We start from the raw sequence: 17,719 nt of genomic DNA, 5'->3' as shown, positions 1-17,719 counted from the left end.
TCAGGCTGCCAAAGTACGGGCGGTAAGCGCGTCGGTGCGGATCATGTCCGCACCCTTTTCACCGATCATGATGCAGGGGGCATTGGTGTTCCCCGTGGGAATGACTGGCATGATCGAAGCATCGATCACTCGGAGCCGACGAAGGCCGTGCACGCGTAGCTGGGCGTCGACCACGGCATCGCCGTCGTTGCCCATCTTGCAGGTACCTACCGGGTGCCAGCCTGTTCCGCCGAATCGCTTGATGTAGTCGAACAATTCATCGTCGCTCGTGCACTGCGGACCAGGATTGATCTCCTCGACCACCCGTTGCGCAAGCGGCTGCGTCTGCAGAATCTGGCGCAGTTGGCGCAGCCCGGCGATGTGCCGGCGTATGTCGCTTTCATCGCTGAAGTAGTTGGGGTGAAGGAGCGGAGCGTCCAGCGGGTTGGCGCTTGCCAGCTCCAGATAGCCGCGCGAGCGGGGCGAGAGCAGCACCACCGAGGCGGACAGGCCTGGGTAGTTGTCGGCGGCGACTTCGCCCGATGCGGTAGCCGAAAAGCTCATAGGATTGAGGGACAACTGCAGGTCGACCCGTTCGCCCGCTTCACTTCTGGCATACGCCGTCACAGGGGCGGCACCCAAGGCAAGGTAACCACTGTGCGTGAGCAGGTAGCGCGCGCCCTCCAGGTATTTACGCAAGCCGGTCAGGCGATGGTTGACCGAGCTGCCCGGCGTGCAGCGCCACGCCATTGAGGCATACCAGTGGTCCTGCAGGTTGCGGCCTACGCCGGGCAAATCCCTGCGCACGGCAATGCCGTGGCGTTGTAACTGCGCGGCAGGGCCGACCCCCGAGAGCATGAGCAACTGAGGCGAGGCGAGGGCGCCCGCGCTCAGGATCACCTCTCGCCTGGCGGTGATGGCGCGGTGTTGGCCCTGAAGCCTGACTTCCACACCCGTTGCCTCGTCGCCGTCAAACAGTATCCGCGCCACATGTGCGTTGGTCAGGATGTCGAGATTGGGGCGGTGGCGTACAGGTGCGAGAAAGGCCTTGTACGCCGAGTGGCGTTGGCCCTTCCTGATCGTGTACTGGCGAACCCCGACGGCAGGGTACGGTGGGGCATTCAGGTCGCTGGAGCGTTCGATGCCGGCATTGACGCAAGCAGTGATGAAGTCGTGTGCCGTCGGGTGGATCTCGACCGGGTCGGTCACGCACAAGGGGCCTTGGTCGCCATGAAAGGCGTTGGCGCCGCGCATGTTGTTTTCCGAGCGCTTGAAGTAAGGCAGCACATCGTCCCAGCCCCAGCCCGCGTTACCCAGTTGCGCCCAGCGATCATAGTCCTCGGGCTGGCCGCGCATGTAGATCATGCCGTTGATGGCGCTGCTGCCACCCAGGCCCTTGCCCCGGTCCCATTGCACCTGGCGCCCATCGAGGGTGGGCACGGGCGCGGTCTTGAAGCGCCAGTTGAAGCGTTCGCTGCCAAAGAGCTTGGCCATGCCCGCGGGGGTATTGACCCAGAAGTCTTCCATGCTGCCACCCGCTTCGATCAATAGAACGCGGGCTTTTGGTTCCTCGCTGAGACGGCTCGCCACCACGCAACCCGAGGAACCGGCACCGACGACGATATAGTCATAGATTTCCATCGTGCACCTCTGCCTGCGGGGCGGTGAGGTGGACATGCAATAGCGCGAGCAGCTTCATATCGCTTCCTTGGTTTTTGTTGTACTTATCGAATCCGCACGCTATCAAACATGGATCAGGCGTCGTAAGACGCTCGACTTGACGAATCCTGAAGTGGCGCTTCGGAATTCATGACTTGGAGGTATCTGCCAGAGTCTTGAAGATGGTGATTGATCACGAGACTGACGACAGCGACTTGCGAGGGCGCCGCGCAATGCCGCGTTAATCGGCAGTCACGTCCATCGGCGCGTTGCCTTGGTTCTTACCTCATGACCCTACGCTCCCCACTTCCCGGCACGCCTATCCCTAAGCACACCTGGATTGGCGCCCACGGCAATCGTCTGTGCGGCGATAGCTGGGGCGACCCTTGTGCTGCGCCTGTCGTGTTGTTGCACGGCGGGGGGCAAACCCGGCATTCATGGCGACATACCGCACGCCAGCTGGCACAAGCCGGCTTTCACGCGGTGGCCTACGACGCCCGCGGTCATGGTGATTCGAGCTGGGTGGAGGATGGCGACTATGGCGAGATGGCCATGGCGCAGGATCTTGCTTGTGTGGCTCGCACCCTCACCGGGCGCCCCGTGTTGATCGGCGCCTCAATGGGTGGCATGACCAGCCTGCAGGCAGCGGGCGGTGGTGTTGTAGAGGCGGCAGCATTGATACTGGCCGATGTCGCCCACCTATCCTCTGGCGGCGGCGTAGGGCGTGTGCGTGATTTCATGATGCGCCATGCCGAGGGTTTCGCTTCGCTCGATGAAGCGGCCGACGCCATTGCGTACTACCGTGGCGGTAAGCGCAACCAAGCAAGCCCCCTCGGACTTGGGAAAAATCTGCGCCGAGCTCCCGACGGTCGCCTCTACTGGCACTGGGACCCGCGATTTCTCGATGCCCGCGGCGATCTGAACCAGCGGGCTATAAGGCTTGGCCAGTGCGCGCATCGCCTTGATGTGCCGACGCTGGTAGTGCGCGGCGAGCACTCTGATGTGCTGACGCGTGAGGCGGTCGGCGAATTTCTGGCGTTGTGTCCTCAGGCCCGGAGTACCGAAGTGGCCGGGGCGGGGCATATGCTGACGGGCGACGATAACGATGCCTTTGGCCAAGTGGCGATCGATTTCATCCGGCAGATCGATCGCTGAGCTGATTGAGCTGACACCCTCTCCGTAGAAGCAGCCTTGTGTCGCGAAAGGGCTGCGCAGCAGCCCCAGCAATGGCTATGCCGACTTCAAGACCTGAGGGCCGCTGTGCGGCCCTTTCGCGACATCAGGCCGCACCCACGTGGCTCAGAACAGCGACAAGGTGTAGGTCACCAGTAAGCGATTCTGGTCTTGGTTTGGTACCGCCTCGCTGTGCAGCAAGGCATTAAGCCAGACGAAACCCAAGCCTTTGAGTGGGCCGCTCTGAATGATATAGCCCAGTGACAAGTCACGTTCCCACTCGCGCTGGTCGCTGCCGCTGGACGTTTTGATTGAGTCGGAGTCCAGGTACATGATCGAAGCGTTCAGGCCAGGCACACCGGCTGCGGCAAAATCATAAGCGTATTGTACGTATCGTGTGGCCTGGCCTGCACGGGTGAAGTTGGAGGCGAGCCGGTCGGTGTACAGGTAGGTACTGGAGCCGGCTGCCTCGACACCACCGCTCAGGCTGGCCTGGTTCGGTTGGACGAATGCACTGTTGTCTGACACTTTCTGATAACCGGCCAGCAGGCTGTGCCCGTTGACGGTATAGGTGAAGGTGGCGCTCCACGTATCGTTGTCGATTTCGCCATCGCCGCCTTGGGTGAAGCCCGCCACCTGATAACCCGCATCACCCGAGGCGTTGGCCCCTTGCGCCCGGCTGCGGAAATACCGCAGGTCGGTCTTGAGCTTCTGCGTTTCGCCAATGGGTAGGGTATGCACAGCACCCAGGAAGTCCTGACGGTAATAGTCCTTCAGCGAGGCATGGTAATACTGAAGCAGAAGGTTACTGCCCAGCGTGTAGTCGGCCCCTGCGAAGGTGAAGCTGTCGCTCTGCTCACGTCCGCCGCCAACGGCCAGCCCGGTACGGTCACTCGAGCCACGCCCGGTAACCTTGTTCAACTTGCCAGCGACCAGGGTGAGCCCGTCAAATTCGCTGGAGGTGACCATCGCACCCTGGAAGAGCTGTTGTAGCAAACGGCCGTCGTTGGCGACCAGGATGGGCAGCTTGGGGTATAGCGAACCGGCCAGCAGCTCGGTCTTGGAGGCCCTGGCCTTGAAGGTCAGGCCAAGCCTGCTCCATTCGTCCGCAGGGTGATCGCCGTCCGATGGGATCATGGAACTTCCCTGGTGGCGCCCTCTGCCGCTGTCAAGCGTCACGCCTAGCAGTCCGAGCGCATTGACGCCCACACCGATCGGGCCATCCGTATAGCCGGACTGGTAGTCGAGCTTGAAGCCTTGTGCCAATTCAGCGGTCTTGGATGGGCCGCTGGTGTTATCGCGAAAATCATTATTGTAATAGAGCGTTCGAAAGCCCAGGTTTAGCCTGCTGTCAGCCACGAAGTCAGCACGCGCGGTCATCGGGACGATGGGGCTCAGCGCAATGATCAGAACAAACGGATACAACTTGGATTCGGCCACACTACAACCCTCTTCTTATTTTTTTCAGGTGAACGCGTACCCGCGTCGGCAATGATCTTGCCGACGACGATCAGCGGGCTTTCTCGGATAACGGACATGGCGCTCTTGTCCGTGGTGTAACTATTGAAGGGCTGAGTTGGTCGCTCAAGTGACCATTCCTGAAGCGCTGATTCAGCGTGGTTGAATCAGCCGCAAACGCCCGTAGCGAAAGGGCTTGAGAAAATGCCCCTGTTGATGCATCAAGCAGCAATAGGCAAGCGGCAGGGCGAGTGAAGGGGTATAGTCGAGACTAGCGAGAAGCAGTGAAAGAGGGCGCTCGGACTAATGTTCCCAACTGCCCCCTATGATAAATACAAGACGATACACACACCTTCAGAGCGCCTATGACTTTCAACAAGATGCACCTCATCCGCCAGGTAGATCTGTTTACCTTGAAGCTGTTTCTGTCTGCTGTGGAGGAACAGCAGATTGGCCTTGCGGCGATTCGCGAGAATATCGCGGCCTCAACAGCGACGAAGAGAATCCAGGATCTTGAGGAAATTGCCGGTGTGAAACTCTTGGAGCGTAATCCCAAGGGCGTACTGCCCAGCCCGGCCGGTGCGGTGCTGGTACGCTACCTGCGCTCTATCTTTGGTCAGTTGGATGACATGCGGGCGGAAATTTCCTCCTTCACCGAAGGGGTTCGCGGCGAGGTGCATGTCGCTTCGGCACGCTCGATCATTGCGCCGTTCCTTGCGCGTGAGCTGGGCAACTATGCCCACGACTATCCGCTGATCGAGCTGCAGCTGAGCGAGGTGGAAAATGCGGAGATCGTGCGAACGGTGGCGCATGGCGAGGCTGATGTGGGTGTCTTTGCAATGGCTCACGAAATCGACCTGAGCGGTGTCGACGTCACCCCTTATCGCAAGGACCGTATGGTAGCCATCGTGCCACGGGAGCACCCGCTCGCGGGCCGGCAGAGTGTGACCTTCGAAGATCTGGCACCGGAAAACATCGTGGCAGTGAAAGCCATGATGCCGGCGTTCCGAGTAGCGGCAAAACGCTTGGGCCAGGAGTTCCAGCCACGCTTCAATGTGCGCAGTACAGGGGTGGCGATCAGCCTGGTGCAGGCGGGATTCGGCGTGACGGTACAGCCAGAATGCCATGTCAGCCGGGACATGCTCGATACCATCGCGGTGCTCGATCTCGCTGAACCCTGGGCCAAGCGCATCATCTCGATTGCGACGCCCCACGGGCGTTTGCCGAGCCCGGCCGCTCGTACGCTGCTGGAGTACCTGGCGGGTACTTCAGGGGCTGTGGAGGGTTGATCTCTCTGGCCGTGGACACTGCTGTCCACGGCCAACCCTCGTGATCGCTAGCCTGGTAGATTACCAGCGTGTACTTGGCGTTCGAGTGCTTCGCGGTGTTCCGGCGCCGCCACTGTGATAAGCCTGGCTGCCCGCTGGGCGAGCGAGAGCCCGCGTAGGTCGGCGATACCGTGCTCGGTGATGATGACGCAGCCATCGCTTCGAGGCACAGTTACAGGCCCCGACAGCGCAGTTACGATTCTGCTCTGGCCACCTGCCGTGGCGGGCAGAGCGATGATTGGCACGCCTCCTCGACTCGATTGAGCGGCGCGCAGAAAATCAACGATGCCACCAACACCGCCCAGGTAGCGACCTCCGGCCATTTCCGAGTTTACCTGGCCGCTCAAGTCAACCTCGATAGCCGAATTGATCGCCACAAACCGGTCGATCTTCCCCAGCACCTGAGGGTTGTGCGTGTAGTCCGTGCCCCGCAGCTCCAAGGCTCGGTTCATATGGGCGTAGCGACGCACCCGCTCGCCGCCAATCAGCACCCCACCAATGGATACATCGACATCGATGCTCTTGCAGCCGTTGGTGATGATGCCTGCCAGTGCCAGCTCGGCGATGCCGTCACCAATTGCGCCGGAGTGCACGCCGAGCTCTCGTCGGTCGTGTAGCTGCGCCAGTACGGCATCGGGAATATTGCCGATGCCGGTCTGCAAGGTGGCGCCGTCTTCAACGAAGCTGGCGACATGACGACCAATCGCGACCTCGGTTGGGCCGAGGGCTGATGCTGCAGTGGCGTGGGGCTGGAGGGTGGCGGGGATCAGTAAGTCAAAGTCTTTCTCCTGCAGGTAGGGGCCGCCATATGTCCAGGGGATGGAGGCGTTGACCTCCGCGAGAACCACCCGCGCCGATTTCAGTGCGGGAATCAGATACTCGCGAGCCATGCCAAGGCTATAGCGGCCCAGCGCGTCGGGGGGTGGTACTTGAAGCATCAGCACATCGATACGCAGCGTCTTCTGCTCTATCAGGCGTGGGAACTGGGAGTAGTGGGCCGGGAGGATATCCAGCACACCCGCTTGCGCCAGCTTGCGGTTGGAGCCTGTTGCGCAGTACGCCATAAAGTCAATGGCGTCGGCATGTCCAGGTTCGAGGAGGCTGTTTTGTCCGATACCGAGGAACACGCGTACACGGCCCAGCGCGTGGCGCTGATTGACCAACGCCTGGATCAAGGTCAGGGGCTCCGCGTTGGCTTGCCCCCACATGATGGTATCGCCGGGGCGGATCAATGAAGCCAGGTCGGGGGCCTGGGCGTCGAGCACTGCAAGGTGTGGTGTATTCATAGGAGGTCGGAATGTCTGGGCCTGTCGTCAGCCTGATGTTTGGTCTTGCCGGGGTGCGGAACAAATGAATATTTCGCAAGCACAGCTTCACCTCCGACGAATTGAACATCCTTTCGACACTCGCAGGACGTCCTTGCAGTGGTTCGATTCCATCGAATTGGCGCTTTGAGATTCACGCATTGAATAAGGTGATGCCTGCCTCCAGCATTGTGCTGGCCTTCCTCTCCATGAACTGCCTTGCGTACCGGGTTCTCCAGGCCAAGGTGGTTTTTCACATCGATGGTCAACGGTAGACAGATGCAGCTTCCCAAACCCGCTAAGAAACCAGCAACACGCGAGTCTTTGCATGATGGTGCGGGAGGGGAGTGCAGATGCGCACGATAGACGATGAGCAGTCCCCTCGGATTGAACGGGTCAAGACGCCCAGACTTGCAGGGACGTTCCTGGTTTCTGGTTTCGTCATGGCCGCGTTGGGATCGTCCCGCCTGCTTATCCCATTGATCGCCTTATCCCTGGGGGCCAGTAGCTTCTTGATAGGGGTGGCCGCGGCGTTGTTCACCGCGGTCCCTATGTTGCTGAGCGTACCGTTCGGGCGGTGGATGGATCGTACCGGAACCCTGCCGGCCGTCATGCTTTCGGCCATGATGATCGTCCTGGCCGCCCTGTTGTACGGCGCCATGCCCAGCCAATACAGCTTGTTGGCCGTTGCCGGCTTGATCGGGACCGCCGGTGTATTTACGCACATGGCAGCGACACGTGCAGTCGGGCTCGGGGTGGAAGTTGCCGAGCGTGCAAAGTCACTAGGTTACCTGGTACTCAGCTATTCGCTGTTCAATTTCTTCGGGCCCGTGATTACTACGCATGCCTTCGAGCATTATGGCGCTACCCTGGCCATTGCCGTGTTGGGGCTCTTCGCAGTCTTTTCGATCGCTGGTATCCGTTCGCTGCCCCATTTCTACACGCACGAAAGGCAAGGCGCCGCCAATGCCAGCGGCTCTCGCAAAACGTACGATCTACTGGGGATCAGCGACCTGCGCCTGTGGATCGTCATCAGCAGTGTCTTCACCGCGAATCAGACTCTGTTTCCCTTCATTTTGTCTTTGCATACTGCGCAAATCGGGCTCCCTGCCTCGCAGGCAGGCTGGGTGCTGGGCGCATTCGCCTTTGGCACCTTTACTTCGAGGTTCTTCACGCCGCTGTTGGTCAAACATGTCAGCGCGAATGCGATATTGATCCTGGCGTTGATCGTGGCAGCAGGGGTATATGCCGTCATTCCGTTAGCGCATGGCACGCTGTCACTGATCACGTTGAGTGGTGCCTTGGGATTGCCTTTGGGCGTGGGAGCGCCTGTGTCACTGGCGCTGATCTATGAGGTGGCACCGTCGGGTAGGGTGAACGAAGCGCTAGGGATTTCAATGTCCGCCAACAACCTCCTGCAGACCGTTTTCCCCATGGTCATCGGCGTGGCGGCAAACGGCCTTGTGGCTTTCATGGTATGGGGATGGGCATTGATCATCATGGCAAGTGCTGCCTGGATCATGTCTCGCAGGAAACAGCTGAAGCAGGAGGCTGCTTGATGGTTGCCAGCCTCGAGCAATTGGAACCGCTTCAGCGACGGACCCTGAAGGTATTGCGAACCTATGGCACCGGCGTTTCTTTGATGCCGACGATATCCCCAGCCCTGGCCGGACACGCGGGTAGTCGAGAACCATGATGCTTCGCTTGCCGAGCCGAGAAGATCTATGGTTTTCCCTGCGTACGTTCATTGCCTCGATGCTGGCTTTGTACATTGCGCTCGACCTGTCGTTGGCCAATCCTATCTGGGCCATGGGTACGGTCTATATTGTCTCGCAACCGCTGCTCGGCGCGATGCGCTCGAAGACGCTCTACCGTATCGGCGGGACCTTGACCGGTGCAGCTGGAGCCCTGCTACTTGTCCCGCCTCTAAGCTCTCAACCGGTGTTTTTGATCCTCGCTGTAGCGCTATGGTCGGGGATGTTTCTGTTCTTTTCGATGCTCGATCGTAGCCCTCGCACGTACCTGTTTCGCCTACCGGCTTATACCTTGCCGCTGATTGTCTTTCCTTCAGTGCATGCACCCCAGTTGGTGTTCGACATCGCGCTGGCCAGAACCGAAGAAATCCTGATTGGTATCTTTTGCGCCAACCTGGTTGCTGGCGTTGCCTTGGTGCAGCGAGCCAGCCCGGTGATCCGCAAGCGTCTTGCGCAGTGGTTCGACCATGTGGCCATATGGGCTCAAGAACTGATGACAGGGCAGGCGGGCTCGGGCAGCCGCCATCAGTTGGTCGTGGAACTCTCGACGCTGGAGAAGTTGACTACCCACCTGGGTTTCGATACCTCTCACCGGTACGCTGTGCCGCTGATGTTGCAACTGCGCTCGCGGATGCGTCGCTTACTGCCACTGCTGTCATCGCTGTCGGCGATGCGCCAGGCGCTGCAGCGAGAGGGCAGCCTCGATCCGCTATTGCAGGTGCAGCTCAGCCAGGTGGTTGATCAACTGAGCGGCGCGGCAACGGCAGACGCTGTCGTTGAGTTTTCCGACGCCCCTCCACGGCAGAACTGGCCTGGGATCCTGGCGTGGGTCATACGCCGACGCCTGGCCCACTTCCGTGCACTCAACGATGATTGCCAGCAGTTGCGCAAGCGCCTGATCGATATGAGTCTGGATCGTAGCCCCTTGCTGTATCCCCATGACCGTTTGGCAGGGAACGCCCATCACCTGGACCATGGCCTGGTGCTGTTCTATGCGAGCTCGGTAGCCCTGGGCATTGTCCTTTGTGGCCTGCTCTGGCTGATCTCTGGCTGGACGGCAGGGGCCAATGCCATGGTGTTGGGCATCGTCGCTTGTGCGCTGTTCTGCGCGCTAGACGAACCTGCACCGAGAATGTTGCGTTTTCTCGGCGTTAACCTGGCCAGCAGTGTGCTGGGTGGTCTGCTGTTGTTCGTGGTGTTGCCTCAGGTAGAGACGTTCGAGGCACTGGTGGCATGTCTCATGCTGCCGTGCCTGGCATTCGGGGTACTGATTCTACGTCCACAGTTCAGCACCGAAGCGATGTTGATGATTGTCTTTACCGGCAGCACGCTCGGACTACATGGCGCATATCAGGCTGATTTCGCTGGGTTCCTGGAGGGGTGCCTGGCCAGTATCGGTGGTGCCTTGGTGGCATTATTGTGGACGATGCTGATTCGGCCCTTCGGTCGTGAAATAACCTTGGCACGGCTGCGCCAGTCCACCTTCAGGTCGCTGGCCCAACTAGCACTGTGTGGTGGCGACGACTACCCACGCCTCACCGCGCGCCTTCATGATCGCCAGGAACTGACCTGGCCTCGTCAACCGGGCATCGATGGTATGGCCGAAGTGCGCCTGGGTTTGGCCTTACTGCACCTGCGCAGGCAACTGCTCTTGATCGATGACACCGCTCGCAGTGCCGTCGAGGAACTGCTCGACGGCCTTGGGCGGTTCTTCCTGATCTGCGCCGAGAATGGGGGACTGAGCCTCCCCGACAGTCGCCTGCTGCCGCTCATCGATCGGGCCTTGGGCCAGTTGCTGGCGGGCACCGCATTTGCTGAGCAGGACGCCAGCAGCGCCCTGGTGGAGCTGCGCCTCATTTGCTACCCCGATGCACCTGCACCGGATTTATCTGGAGTGCTCGTCCATGTTGGGTGAAGTCGACCTGTACGGTGTCTATCTGCCCAGCCTGTTGCCCATGCTGGCGATTGCCTATGTCGTGAGTACATTGTTGCGAGTGGCTTTGGCCCGGTCGGGGCTGTATCGACGACTGTGGCATCCCTTTCTCTTCAACCTGGCCTTGTACGTGCTCGTTCTAGGCCTTGCCACTTTCCTGGTATCGGATTGGCCCGTATGACCCGCAAGCTGCATAACCTGCTTCCCTTCATCCCGTCGTTGCTGCTGGCGGCCATTGCCATCCCGGTGGCGGTCCATTTATGGGACTACTACAGCAACTCACCCTGGACACGAGACGGTCGCGTGCGAGCCGAGGTGGTGCAGGTGGCGCCGGACGTTTCCGGTCTGATCACCCAGGTAGCGGTCGAAGACAACCAATTGATCAAGCGCGGGCAGTTGCTGTTTACGATCGATCGCAGCCGCTACCAGGCCGTTGTGAGGCAGGCTCAGGCAAACCTGATGCAGGCGCGCGCGAACCTGGGCCAGGCGCAACGGCAGGCGCGACGCAACCATGTGGTATCCGACCTGGTGGCGCGTCAGCAACTGGAAGAAGGCGATACCCGGGTCGAGCAAGCCCAGGCCGCGCTGGCCGCAGCCGAAGCGGCGTTGACCCTGGCGCAGGTGGACCTGGCCCGCACCGAAGTGCGAAGCCCGGTGGATGGTTATGTGAATGACCAAGTTCCGCGTAGCGGTGACTACATCACCGCCGGGCGCCCAGTGCTTTCGATTGTCGATGAACATTCGCTGCATGTGGTTGGCTACTTCGAAGAAACCAAGCTGGAGCGTTTGCATATTGGCCAGCCAGTGGAAATACGCCTGATGGGCAGCAACCGTCTGCTGCACGGCCAGGTACAGAGCGTGGCAGCGGGTATCGATGACCGTGACCGCAGTTCGGGCGAGGCGCTCTTGCCTAATGTCAACCCGGTGTTCAACTGGGTGCGTTTGGCCCAGCGCGTACCGGTGCGGGTGGCGCTGGACGACGTGCCTGGCGATCTGCGCATGGTGGCCGGGCGCACCGCTACCGTGTCTGTGCGTCAGGAGCTGGTACGATGAAGCCTGAGATTCTTGCCGTTATCGCCGGTGTGGCCTTGGCCGGTTGTAGTCTTGTGGGGCCAGATTACAGGGTGCCCGATATTGCTTTGGCGCGCACGGAGGCAGCCAATGGGCCATTCCAGGCGCCTGGAGCAAGGGATCAAGCGGTGCCTGAGCACTGGCGGCTTTACGATGATCCCGAAGTCGAGCAACTGGTGCGCGAGGCATTGGCGGCCAATACTGACCTTCGGGTGGCCACTGCCCACTTGCGCAAAGCCTTGGCGGTGGAAGCCTCGGTGACTGCTGACAGCCATCCACACGCCAGCATCGAAGCCGATGCACGTCGCCACCAGGATGCCCTTGAATCGTCACCGCTTGGCGTGCGCCCAGGCGTGGTGAACGACGCGGGTATGGGTTTGACGATCAATTATGACCTGGACCTGTTTGGCAAGCTGGCGCGTGCCGAGCAGGCTGCCCGCGCCGACAGTGACAGTGCCCTGGCGGCGCTGGAACTTGCGCGCAATGCAGTTGTGGCGCAGACCCTGAGGGCCTATGTACAGGGCTGCTCGGCGACGCATCAGCTGGCCGTGGCACAGCAGCAATTGGCGCTGCAGGCGCGTAGCGTGGATGTGGTCGAACGCTTGGTGGCGGTGGGCAGTGGTAGCAAGAGCGATGTAGACCGGGCGCGCACCCAGCTGGCCAGCCTGCGGGCCAACCTGCCACCGTTCGAGGCCGCCCGGGATGGGGCTGCGTACCGACTCGCTGCGCTGCTGGGCAAGACCTCTGCGCAATTTTCCAATGAACGGCCAGCCTGCTCGCGGGAGCCACGTCTGGCCCAGCCTATTCCCATGGGGGATGGTGGCGCGCTGCTTCGCCGGCGCCCGGATGTTCGCCAGGCCGAGCGCCAGCTGGCTGCCGCTACCGCACGTATCGGCGTAGCCATGGCAGACTTGTACCCGGACATCCGACTGGGAGCATCGGCGGGGCTGGCGGGGCGATTTGGCGAGCTTGCCGAACAGTCGGCATCGCATTTCGCTTTCGGCCCGCTGCTGAGCTGGACGATACCGGACAGCGGCGCTCGTGCCCGCGTCAAGGCTGCTGAAGCTGACAGCGAGGCGGCGCTGGCGAATTTTGACGGTGTAGTGCTTGGTGCATTGCGTGAAACCGAAACAGCGTTGACCAATTACTCAAGGGCGCTGGTACGCAACGCTGACCTGCGGGATGCGCGCGACCATGCCAAAGGCGCGGCCGTGGACGAAGACCGTCTGTACCGGGCGGGGCAATCGCCGTACCTTTCCAGTCTCGATGCCAATCGCACGCTGGCGACAGCCGAGGCAGAGCTGGCGGCATCCGATGTACAGGTAGCGCTTGATCAAGTGGATTTGTTCCGAGCCCTGGGAGGGGGATGGCGCGCTGCAATGCCCTGACTTTGGCGGGGATTTGTTAGCGTAAAGAGAGACGGCACCCAGTGGGGCCGTCTCTCTTTACGCTGGTCTGCCTCTTGGGGCCGTGCTCAGCCAGGCACGTGCCTTCCCGATCGCCTCAGGACAGGTTCTCTCTAAAGAACGGCACCAGCCTGGCCAGGGCCTGGCTCACCGGCTCTGGCTTGTCATAAAGGTCGTAGTGCGACCAGCCTGCGACCACCACCAGTTCCTTGGTCTTCGAAGCCGCACGACCGATGATCTCGCAGCCGTCGCGGTAGGCACCGAATGCACCGACCTTGTCACCCACCACCACCATCAACGGCTGGGTCAGCAACACTTCGGCAAGGTGGAAAGCATCCCAACCCACGGCGTTGCCCTGATGCGAGAGCAGTGAGCGGTTCAGACCATTGGGTTTCTGCCCGCGTGGGGTGCGGTAGTACTCCGTGGCTTCGAATACGTCGATTTCAGTCGCGCCCACGCGTTTGGCGTCTTCTGGAGAAGGCGGCAGCAGGTCATCCACCCGGCGCTCGGCGCCACGGGCTTCTGCGGTACGCTGTTGGGCGATGGATTCGAGCAGGGCGACGGGGTTAAAGCCACTGAACCCTTCGCGCATCAGGCGGCCATAGTTCACACCGGTGACAGTGGCCACGGCCTTGATGCGCCGCTCGGTCATCGCCGCATTGATCGAATAACCGCCACCGCCACAGAGGCCGAGTACGCCAATGCGTTGCTCGTCTACATAGGGCAGGGTTGTCAGGTAGTCGGCTACCACCCGGAAATCCTCGACACGGTGGCTAGGGTCTTCGATGAAGCGCGGCTCACCGCCGCTGGCGCCCTGAAAGCTGGCGTCGAAGGCGATGACTACGAATCCTTCCTTGGCGAGCGCTGTGCCATAGACGTTGCCGGACGTCTGCTCCTTGCAACTGCCGATGGGGTGGGCACTGATGATGGCGGGGTACTTCTTCTGGGCATCGAAGCCAGGCGGGAAGTGCAGGTCGGCGGAAATGTTCCAGTACAGGTTGGGAATTTGGACAGTTTCCATGAACGTGCACCTCGTAGCATGTGATCAGTGAATACGGCTTGAGCCTTCAGTCGGCAGCTGCCAGTGCCCCGCCAGATTCCAATACGGCTGCTACTTCGTCCTGGGCGAAGCCATATTCGTGCAGCAGCTCGGCGGTGTGTTCGCCCAGGCGCGGTGCGGGAAAACGGAGCGCGCCGGGGGTGGCACTCCATTCGTGAGCCAGGCCAATGGTGCGAATGCGACCTTCGCTTGGGTGGTCCTGCTCTTCGAAGAAGTTCACGGCCTTCATGTGCTCATCGTCGAGCAGTGACTCAGGGGTGTTCATCTGCATCACGCAGATATCCGCTTCGATGAGCAGCTTCACCCACTCGGCACTGGTTCGGGTCTCGAAGGTGTGCGAAAGGAATTCGTACAGCTCACTCATATGCAGCGCCCGGCTGTGGACGTCACGATACCGCGCATCCTCGGCCATTTCCGGGCGGCCCACGGCTTCGAACAGCCGTTGCCAGTGGCGATCAGTATAGATCTCCACGCTCAGGTAACCATCCAATGTGGGGAAGGGGCGCCGTTCAGAACTGGTCATGCGTGCATAGCCCCAGTCGCCGAGCGCAGGCACGAATGTGTGACCATACATGTGGTCGCCCATCACGAAGTGGGCGAAGGTTTCGAACATGGGTACCGACACCGACTGGCCTTGGCCCGTTTGCCCTCTGTAGTGCAGGGCCGCCAGGATGGCATTGCTGGTGGCCATCCCGACGATGCGATCCGCGATTGCCGTGCCCACATAGCTGGGTGGGCCATCGGTCTTGCGGCTTTGTACCATCGGCACGCCAACGGCGGCCTGGATCAGGTTGTCATAGGCCGGACGCTCGGCGTAGGGGCCGCGCTGTCCAAAACCGAATGCGCCGCAGTAGATGATCCGCGGGTTGATGGCCTGGACCTGCTCGTAGGAGAGCCCGAGCCGCGCCATCGCATTGGGCGCAGGCTGAAGAGCAGGACATCCGCCGTGGCGATCATGCGTTTGATCGCAGCAAGGCCGCTGGGCGTTTTGAGGTTCAGCACCAGGCTGCGCTTGTTGCGGTTCAGGTGCAGGAAGATTGCCGCCATGCCCTTGTTGCGGCTGGGGCCGACGTTGCGGGTGGTATCGCCTTCAGGCGCCTCGATCTTGCAGATGTCCGCGCCCATGTCCCCCAGTAGCAGGGAGGCATACGGCCCCATGAAATTCGAGGTGAGGTCCAGTACCCGCACACCGGTCAAAGGCCCGACCAGCGTGGAGTGATCGGTCGGGGGTGGATTAGTGGCACATTGATTCGACATACCGCATTGCTCCTGTTCTTGTAATTGTCAGTCTGCTGCCGGGTGAGCCAGATGGCTCAATGAATGGTCAGGCCTCCGGTGGGGCTGACCGTGGCACCTGTGAGGTAGGCGGCATCCTCGGAGGCCAGGAAGGCCACGACGCCCCCGATGTCACCGGGCGCGGCGACGCCGAATGGGCTGCTGGCCACGATCTTTTCGTACTGCTTGCGATGCTGTTCGGAAGCACCGCTGTCCTGGCCCAGGACGGCGTCCCATGACGGGGTGTCACGCACCACGGTGACGCAAACGCAGTTGACCCGGATCCTGTCCCTGGCGAGCTCTTTGGACAGCACCTTGCTTGCCATGATCAAGCCGCCGGAGAACGTGGAGATGGCGGTCTGGCCAGGGGTGGGCGACCTGCCGCCTTCGGAGGTGACGAATACCACACTGCCGCCACCGCGCTGGCGCATGTAAGGCACTGCGGCTTGCACCACCAGCAGCTTCGCTGCCACGGCTTGCGCCACGAATTGAGTCACCCGCTCCAGGTCGATGTCGGCAAAAGGGCCGCGCACTTGTGGTTGCCGGGCCTCATCGTCGTTGCCTCCGGCGTTGGGCACCACGATGTCAATTCCCCCGAAACGGCGTGCCGCTTCAGCAGCCACGGCCTGCATGTCGCTTTTCGAGCGCACGTCGCCTGCAACGAAGCAGCCTTCGCCACCCAGGGCGCGGATTTGCTCGATCACGGCCTGGGCCTTCTTTTCGTCCCGGCCATTGATGACTACGCGGGCACCACGGGCGGCAAGTTGCAATGCCACACCCTTGCCAATACCACCCGTGCCACCGGTAACGATGGCGACTTTACCTTCGAGATTGTTCATTGCTCCAAAGCCCCTGACTGCATGGTCGAAACTGGCGGTGCCGCGCACCGCGCAGGTTTGATGAATATCAAACCCAAGGGTAGGCGCCGACACGGCCCGATCCAACTTGTGCTTTACGAAGCCCTGATTCGGTCGTATTGAAGTTGCACCTTGGGTGAAACCGGTGCGGCGAAAGACTTCGTCGCACCGGAGCACTTACATGTTCTGCGGCAGCCAGAGCGTCAGTTGAGGGAAGGCCAGTAGGATCGCGATAGCGCCCAACTGGGTGACCACATAGGGGAACGATCCTCTGAAGATCTGCGATACCGGTGTCTTCGAATACTTGGACACGATGAAGCAGTTCAGGCCCACCGGCGGGGTAACCATGCCGATCTCAGCGACGACGATCATGATGATGCCGAACCAGACCAGATCGAAGCCCAGCGAGGACACCAATGGCGCGACGATGGGCACGGTGAGCACGAGGATGGCCATCTGGTCCATGAAAAAGCCCAGCACCAGGTACAGGAGCACCAGCCCGAGCATGATGGTCCAGGGCGACACGTCCAGCGCCCCCACCCAGGCAATCAGGTCCTGGGTGACGTGGGTCAGTGCGAACACCATGGCGAACAGTTTTGCGCCCAAGATGATGATGGCGAACATGCAAGACGTGCGCGCCGCCCGTGCGAGCAGCCCTTGCAGATCGGGCAGGGAAGCGCGACCGCGGGCGACATACAGCACGCCCGCGAGCAATGCGCCAAGCGCGGAGGCTTCGGTGGGCGTTGCGATGCCGGTGTAGATGACCCCAGTGATCGCGGCAAACAGAAGCAGCACCGGCAGGACGCTTTTGAGCAGGCGCAGTTTCTCAGTCAGGGCGACTGGCTCCGACAACGGGGCGCGCGAAGGGTCGAGCTTGACCAGGGTATAGACCGTGATGACGATCGTCAGGGTCACCAGGATTCCGGGCACTACCCCTGCCATCAGCAGTCTACCGATGTTCACGTCGGCAATCAGGCCATAGACCACCATCGCGATGCTGGGGGGGATCAGCATCGCCAGGGTCCCTGAAATTGCCACACAGCCACCAGCCAGGCGCGGCTCATAGCCGTGCTTGAGCATCGCCGGCAGGGACGTGGCCGACAGGGTCGCTGCAGCCGCGGAAGAAGAGCCGCAGATCGCCCCGAATCCTGCTCCGGAAAAGGCCGTTGCAATACCGAGCCCGCCGGGAATACGACCGAACCAGGCCGCACCGACCTTGAACAGGTCGTCGGTCACGCCCGAGCGGAGTACAAACTCTGCCATCAGCAGAAACATGGGGATGGTCACGAACTCGTAGACCACTGCCGATTCGCGTGGCATCGAGCCGAGCATGATGACCAGCGCATCCGTACCACCGGCCCATAGAAGCCCAAGCCCGCCCACGATCGCCATGGCAAAGCCGATGGGGGAACCCAGGGCGATCAGCAGCAACAGGGCAATGAAAAAAGCAGCAGCAATCATC

13 protein-coding genes and 1 pseudogene are annotated in these 17,719 nt (G+C 61.1%); 7 read left to right on the top strand and 7 right to left on the bottom strand.

Annotated elements, in window-relative coordinates:
• The gene (locus ABE456_RS00520; protein WP_346642219.1) at positions 1-1,620 is read right to left on the bottom strand and encodes a GMC family oxidoreductase N-terminal domain-containing protein; all 1,620 of its coding nucleotides are present in this window, start codon (positions 1,618-1,620) and stop codon (positions 1-3) included.
• Positions 1,621-1,926: 306 nt separating this feature from the next.
• On the opposite strand from ABE456_RS00520, the gene ABE456_RS00515 reads away from it, so the two are divergent.
• On the top strand, positions 1,927-2,793 hold the full coding sequence (locus ABE456_RS00515) for an alpha/beta fold hydrolase (RefSeq protein ID WP_346642218.1): 867 nt from the start codon (positions 1,927-1,929) through the stop codon (positions 2,791-2,793).
• Positions 2,794-2,937: 144 nt separating this feature from the next.
• Here the strand turns inward: ABE456_RS00515 and ABE456_RS00510 are convergent, their stop codons facing one another.
• Positions 2,938-4,191: an OprD family outer membrane porin gene (locus tag ABE456_RS00510; protein ID WP_346642379.1), complete on the bottom strand. Its 1,254-nt coding sequence runs from the start codon at positions 4,189-4,191 to the stop codon at positions 2,938-2,940.
• A 443-nt stretch (positions 4,192-4,634) separates the two neighbouring features.
• On the opposite strand from ABE456_RS00510, the gene ABE456_RS00505 reads away from it, so the two are divergent.
• The gene (locus tag ABE456_RS00505; RefSeq protein WP_346642217.1) at positions 4,635-5,558 is read left to right on the top strand and encodes a LysR family transcriptional regulator; all 924 of its coding nucleotides are present in this window, start codon (positions 4,635-4,637) and stop codon (positions 5,556-5,558) included.
• A 47-nt stretch (positions 5,559-5,605) separates the two neighbouring features.
• Here ABE456_RS00505 and ABE456_RS00500 read toward each other — a convergent pair whose 3' ends face one another.
• Positions 5,606-6,883 carry an acetyl-CoA hydrolase/transferase C-terminal domain-containing protein gene (locus ABE456_RS00500; RefSeq protein WP_346642216.1) on the bottom strand — a complete coding sequence of 426 codons (1,278 nt, stop codon included), beginning with the start codon at positions 6,881-6,883 and terminating at the stop codon, positions 5,606-5,608.
• A 371-nt stretch (positions 6,884-7,254) separates the two neighbouring features.
• Between ABE456_RS00500 and ABE456_RS00495 the strand changes: the two genes are divergently transcribed.
• From ABE456_RS00495 to ABE456_RS00475, 5 genes are all read left to right on the top strand, one after another.
• Positions 7,255-8,460: an MFS transporter gene (locus ABE456_RS00495; RefSeq protein WP_346642215.1), complete on the top strand. Its 1,206-nt coding sequence runs from the start codon at positions 7,255-7,257 to the stop codon at positions 8,458-8,460.
• A gap of 133 nt (positions 8,461-8,593) precedes the next feature.
• Positions 8,594-10,570 carry an FUSC family protein gene (locus ABE456_RS00490; RefSeq protein ID WP_346642214.1) on the top strand — a complete coding sequence of 659 codons (1,977 nt, stop codon included), beginning with the start codon at positions 8,594-8,596 and terminating at the stop codon, positions 10,568-10,570.
• Positions 10,560-10,769, top strand: a complete 210-nt coding sequence (locus tag ABE456_RS00485) for a DUF1656 domain-containing protein (RefSeq protein ID WP_209965915.1) — start codon at positions 10,560-10,562, stop codon at positions 10,767-10,769. Before ABE456_RS00490 ends, ABE456_RS00485 begins: the two co-directional genes overlap by 11 nt.
• Positions 10,766-11,641: an efflux RND transporter periplasmic adaptor subunit gene (locus ABE456_RS00480; RefSeq protein WP_346642213.1), complete on the top strand. Its 876-nt coding sequence runs from the start codon at positions 10,766-10,768 to the stop codon at positions 11,639-11,641. Before ABE456_RS00485 ends, ABE456_RS00480 begins: the two co-directional genes overlap by 4 nt.
• Positions 11,638-13,047, top strand: coding sequence for an efflux transporter outer membrane subunit (locus ABE456_RS00475; protein ID WP_346642212.1), 1,410 nt, complete (start codon positions 11,638-11,640; stop codon positions 13,045-13,047). Before ABE456_RS00480 ends, ABE456_RS00475 begins: the two co-directional genes overlap by 4 nt.
• A 115-nt stretch (positions 13,048-13,162) precedes the next feature.
• Here the strand turns inward: ABE456_RS00475 and ABE456_RS00470 are convergent, their stop codons facing one another.
• The 4 genes and pseudogenes from ABE456_RS00470 to ABE456_RS00455 form a co-directional block, all read right to left on the bottom strand.
• The gene (locus ABE456_RS00470; RefSeq protein ID WP_346642211.1) at positions 13,163-14,086 is read right to left on the bottom strand and encodes an alpha/beta hydrolase; all 924 of its coding nucleotides are present in this window, start codon (positions 14,084-14,086) and stop codon (positions 13,163-13,165) included.
• 46 nt (positions 14,087-14,132) lie between these two features.
• Positions 14,133-15,283, bottom strand: a pseudogene (locus ABE456_RS00465) (CoA transferase).
• A 155-nt stretch (positions 15,284-15,438) separates the two neighbouring features.
• A complete protein-coding gene (locus ABE456_RS00460; RefSeq protein WP_346642210.1) occupies positions 15,439-16,239 on the bottom strand; it encodes an SDR family oxidoreductase in 801 nt (266 codons plus the stop codon).
• A gap of 195 nt (positions 16,240-16,434) precedes the next feature.
• Entirely contained in the window at positions 16,435-17,718 is a 1,284-nt protein-coding gene (locus tag ABE456_RS00455; RefSeq protein ID WP_346642209.1) for a TRAP transporter large permease, read from the bottom strand.
• Between the last annotated feature and the right edge of the window lies 1 nt (position 17,719).

The sequence above is a fragment of the Pseudomonas sp. TWI929 genome (genome assembly GCF_039673335.1).
Taxonomy (GTDB): Bacteria; Pseudomonadota; Gammaproteobacteria; order Pseudomonadales; family Pseudomonadaceae; genus Aquipseudomonas.
Note: the sequence above shows the minus strand (reverse complement) of the source record. Positions and strands in the feature narration are given on the sequence as shown.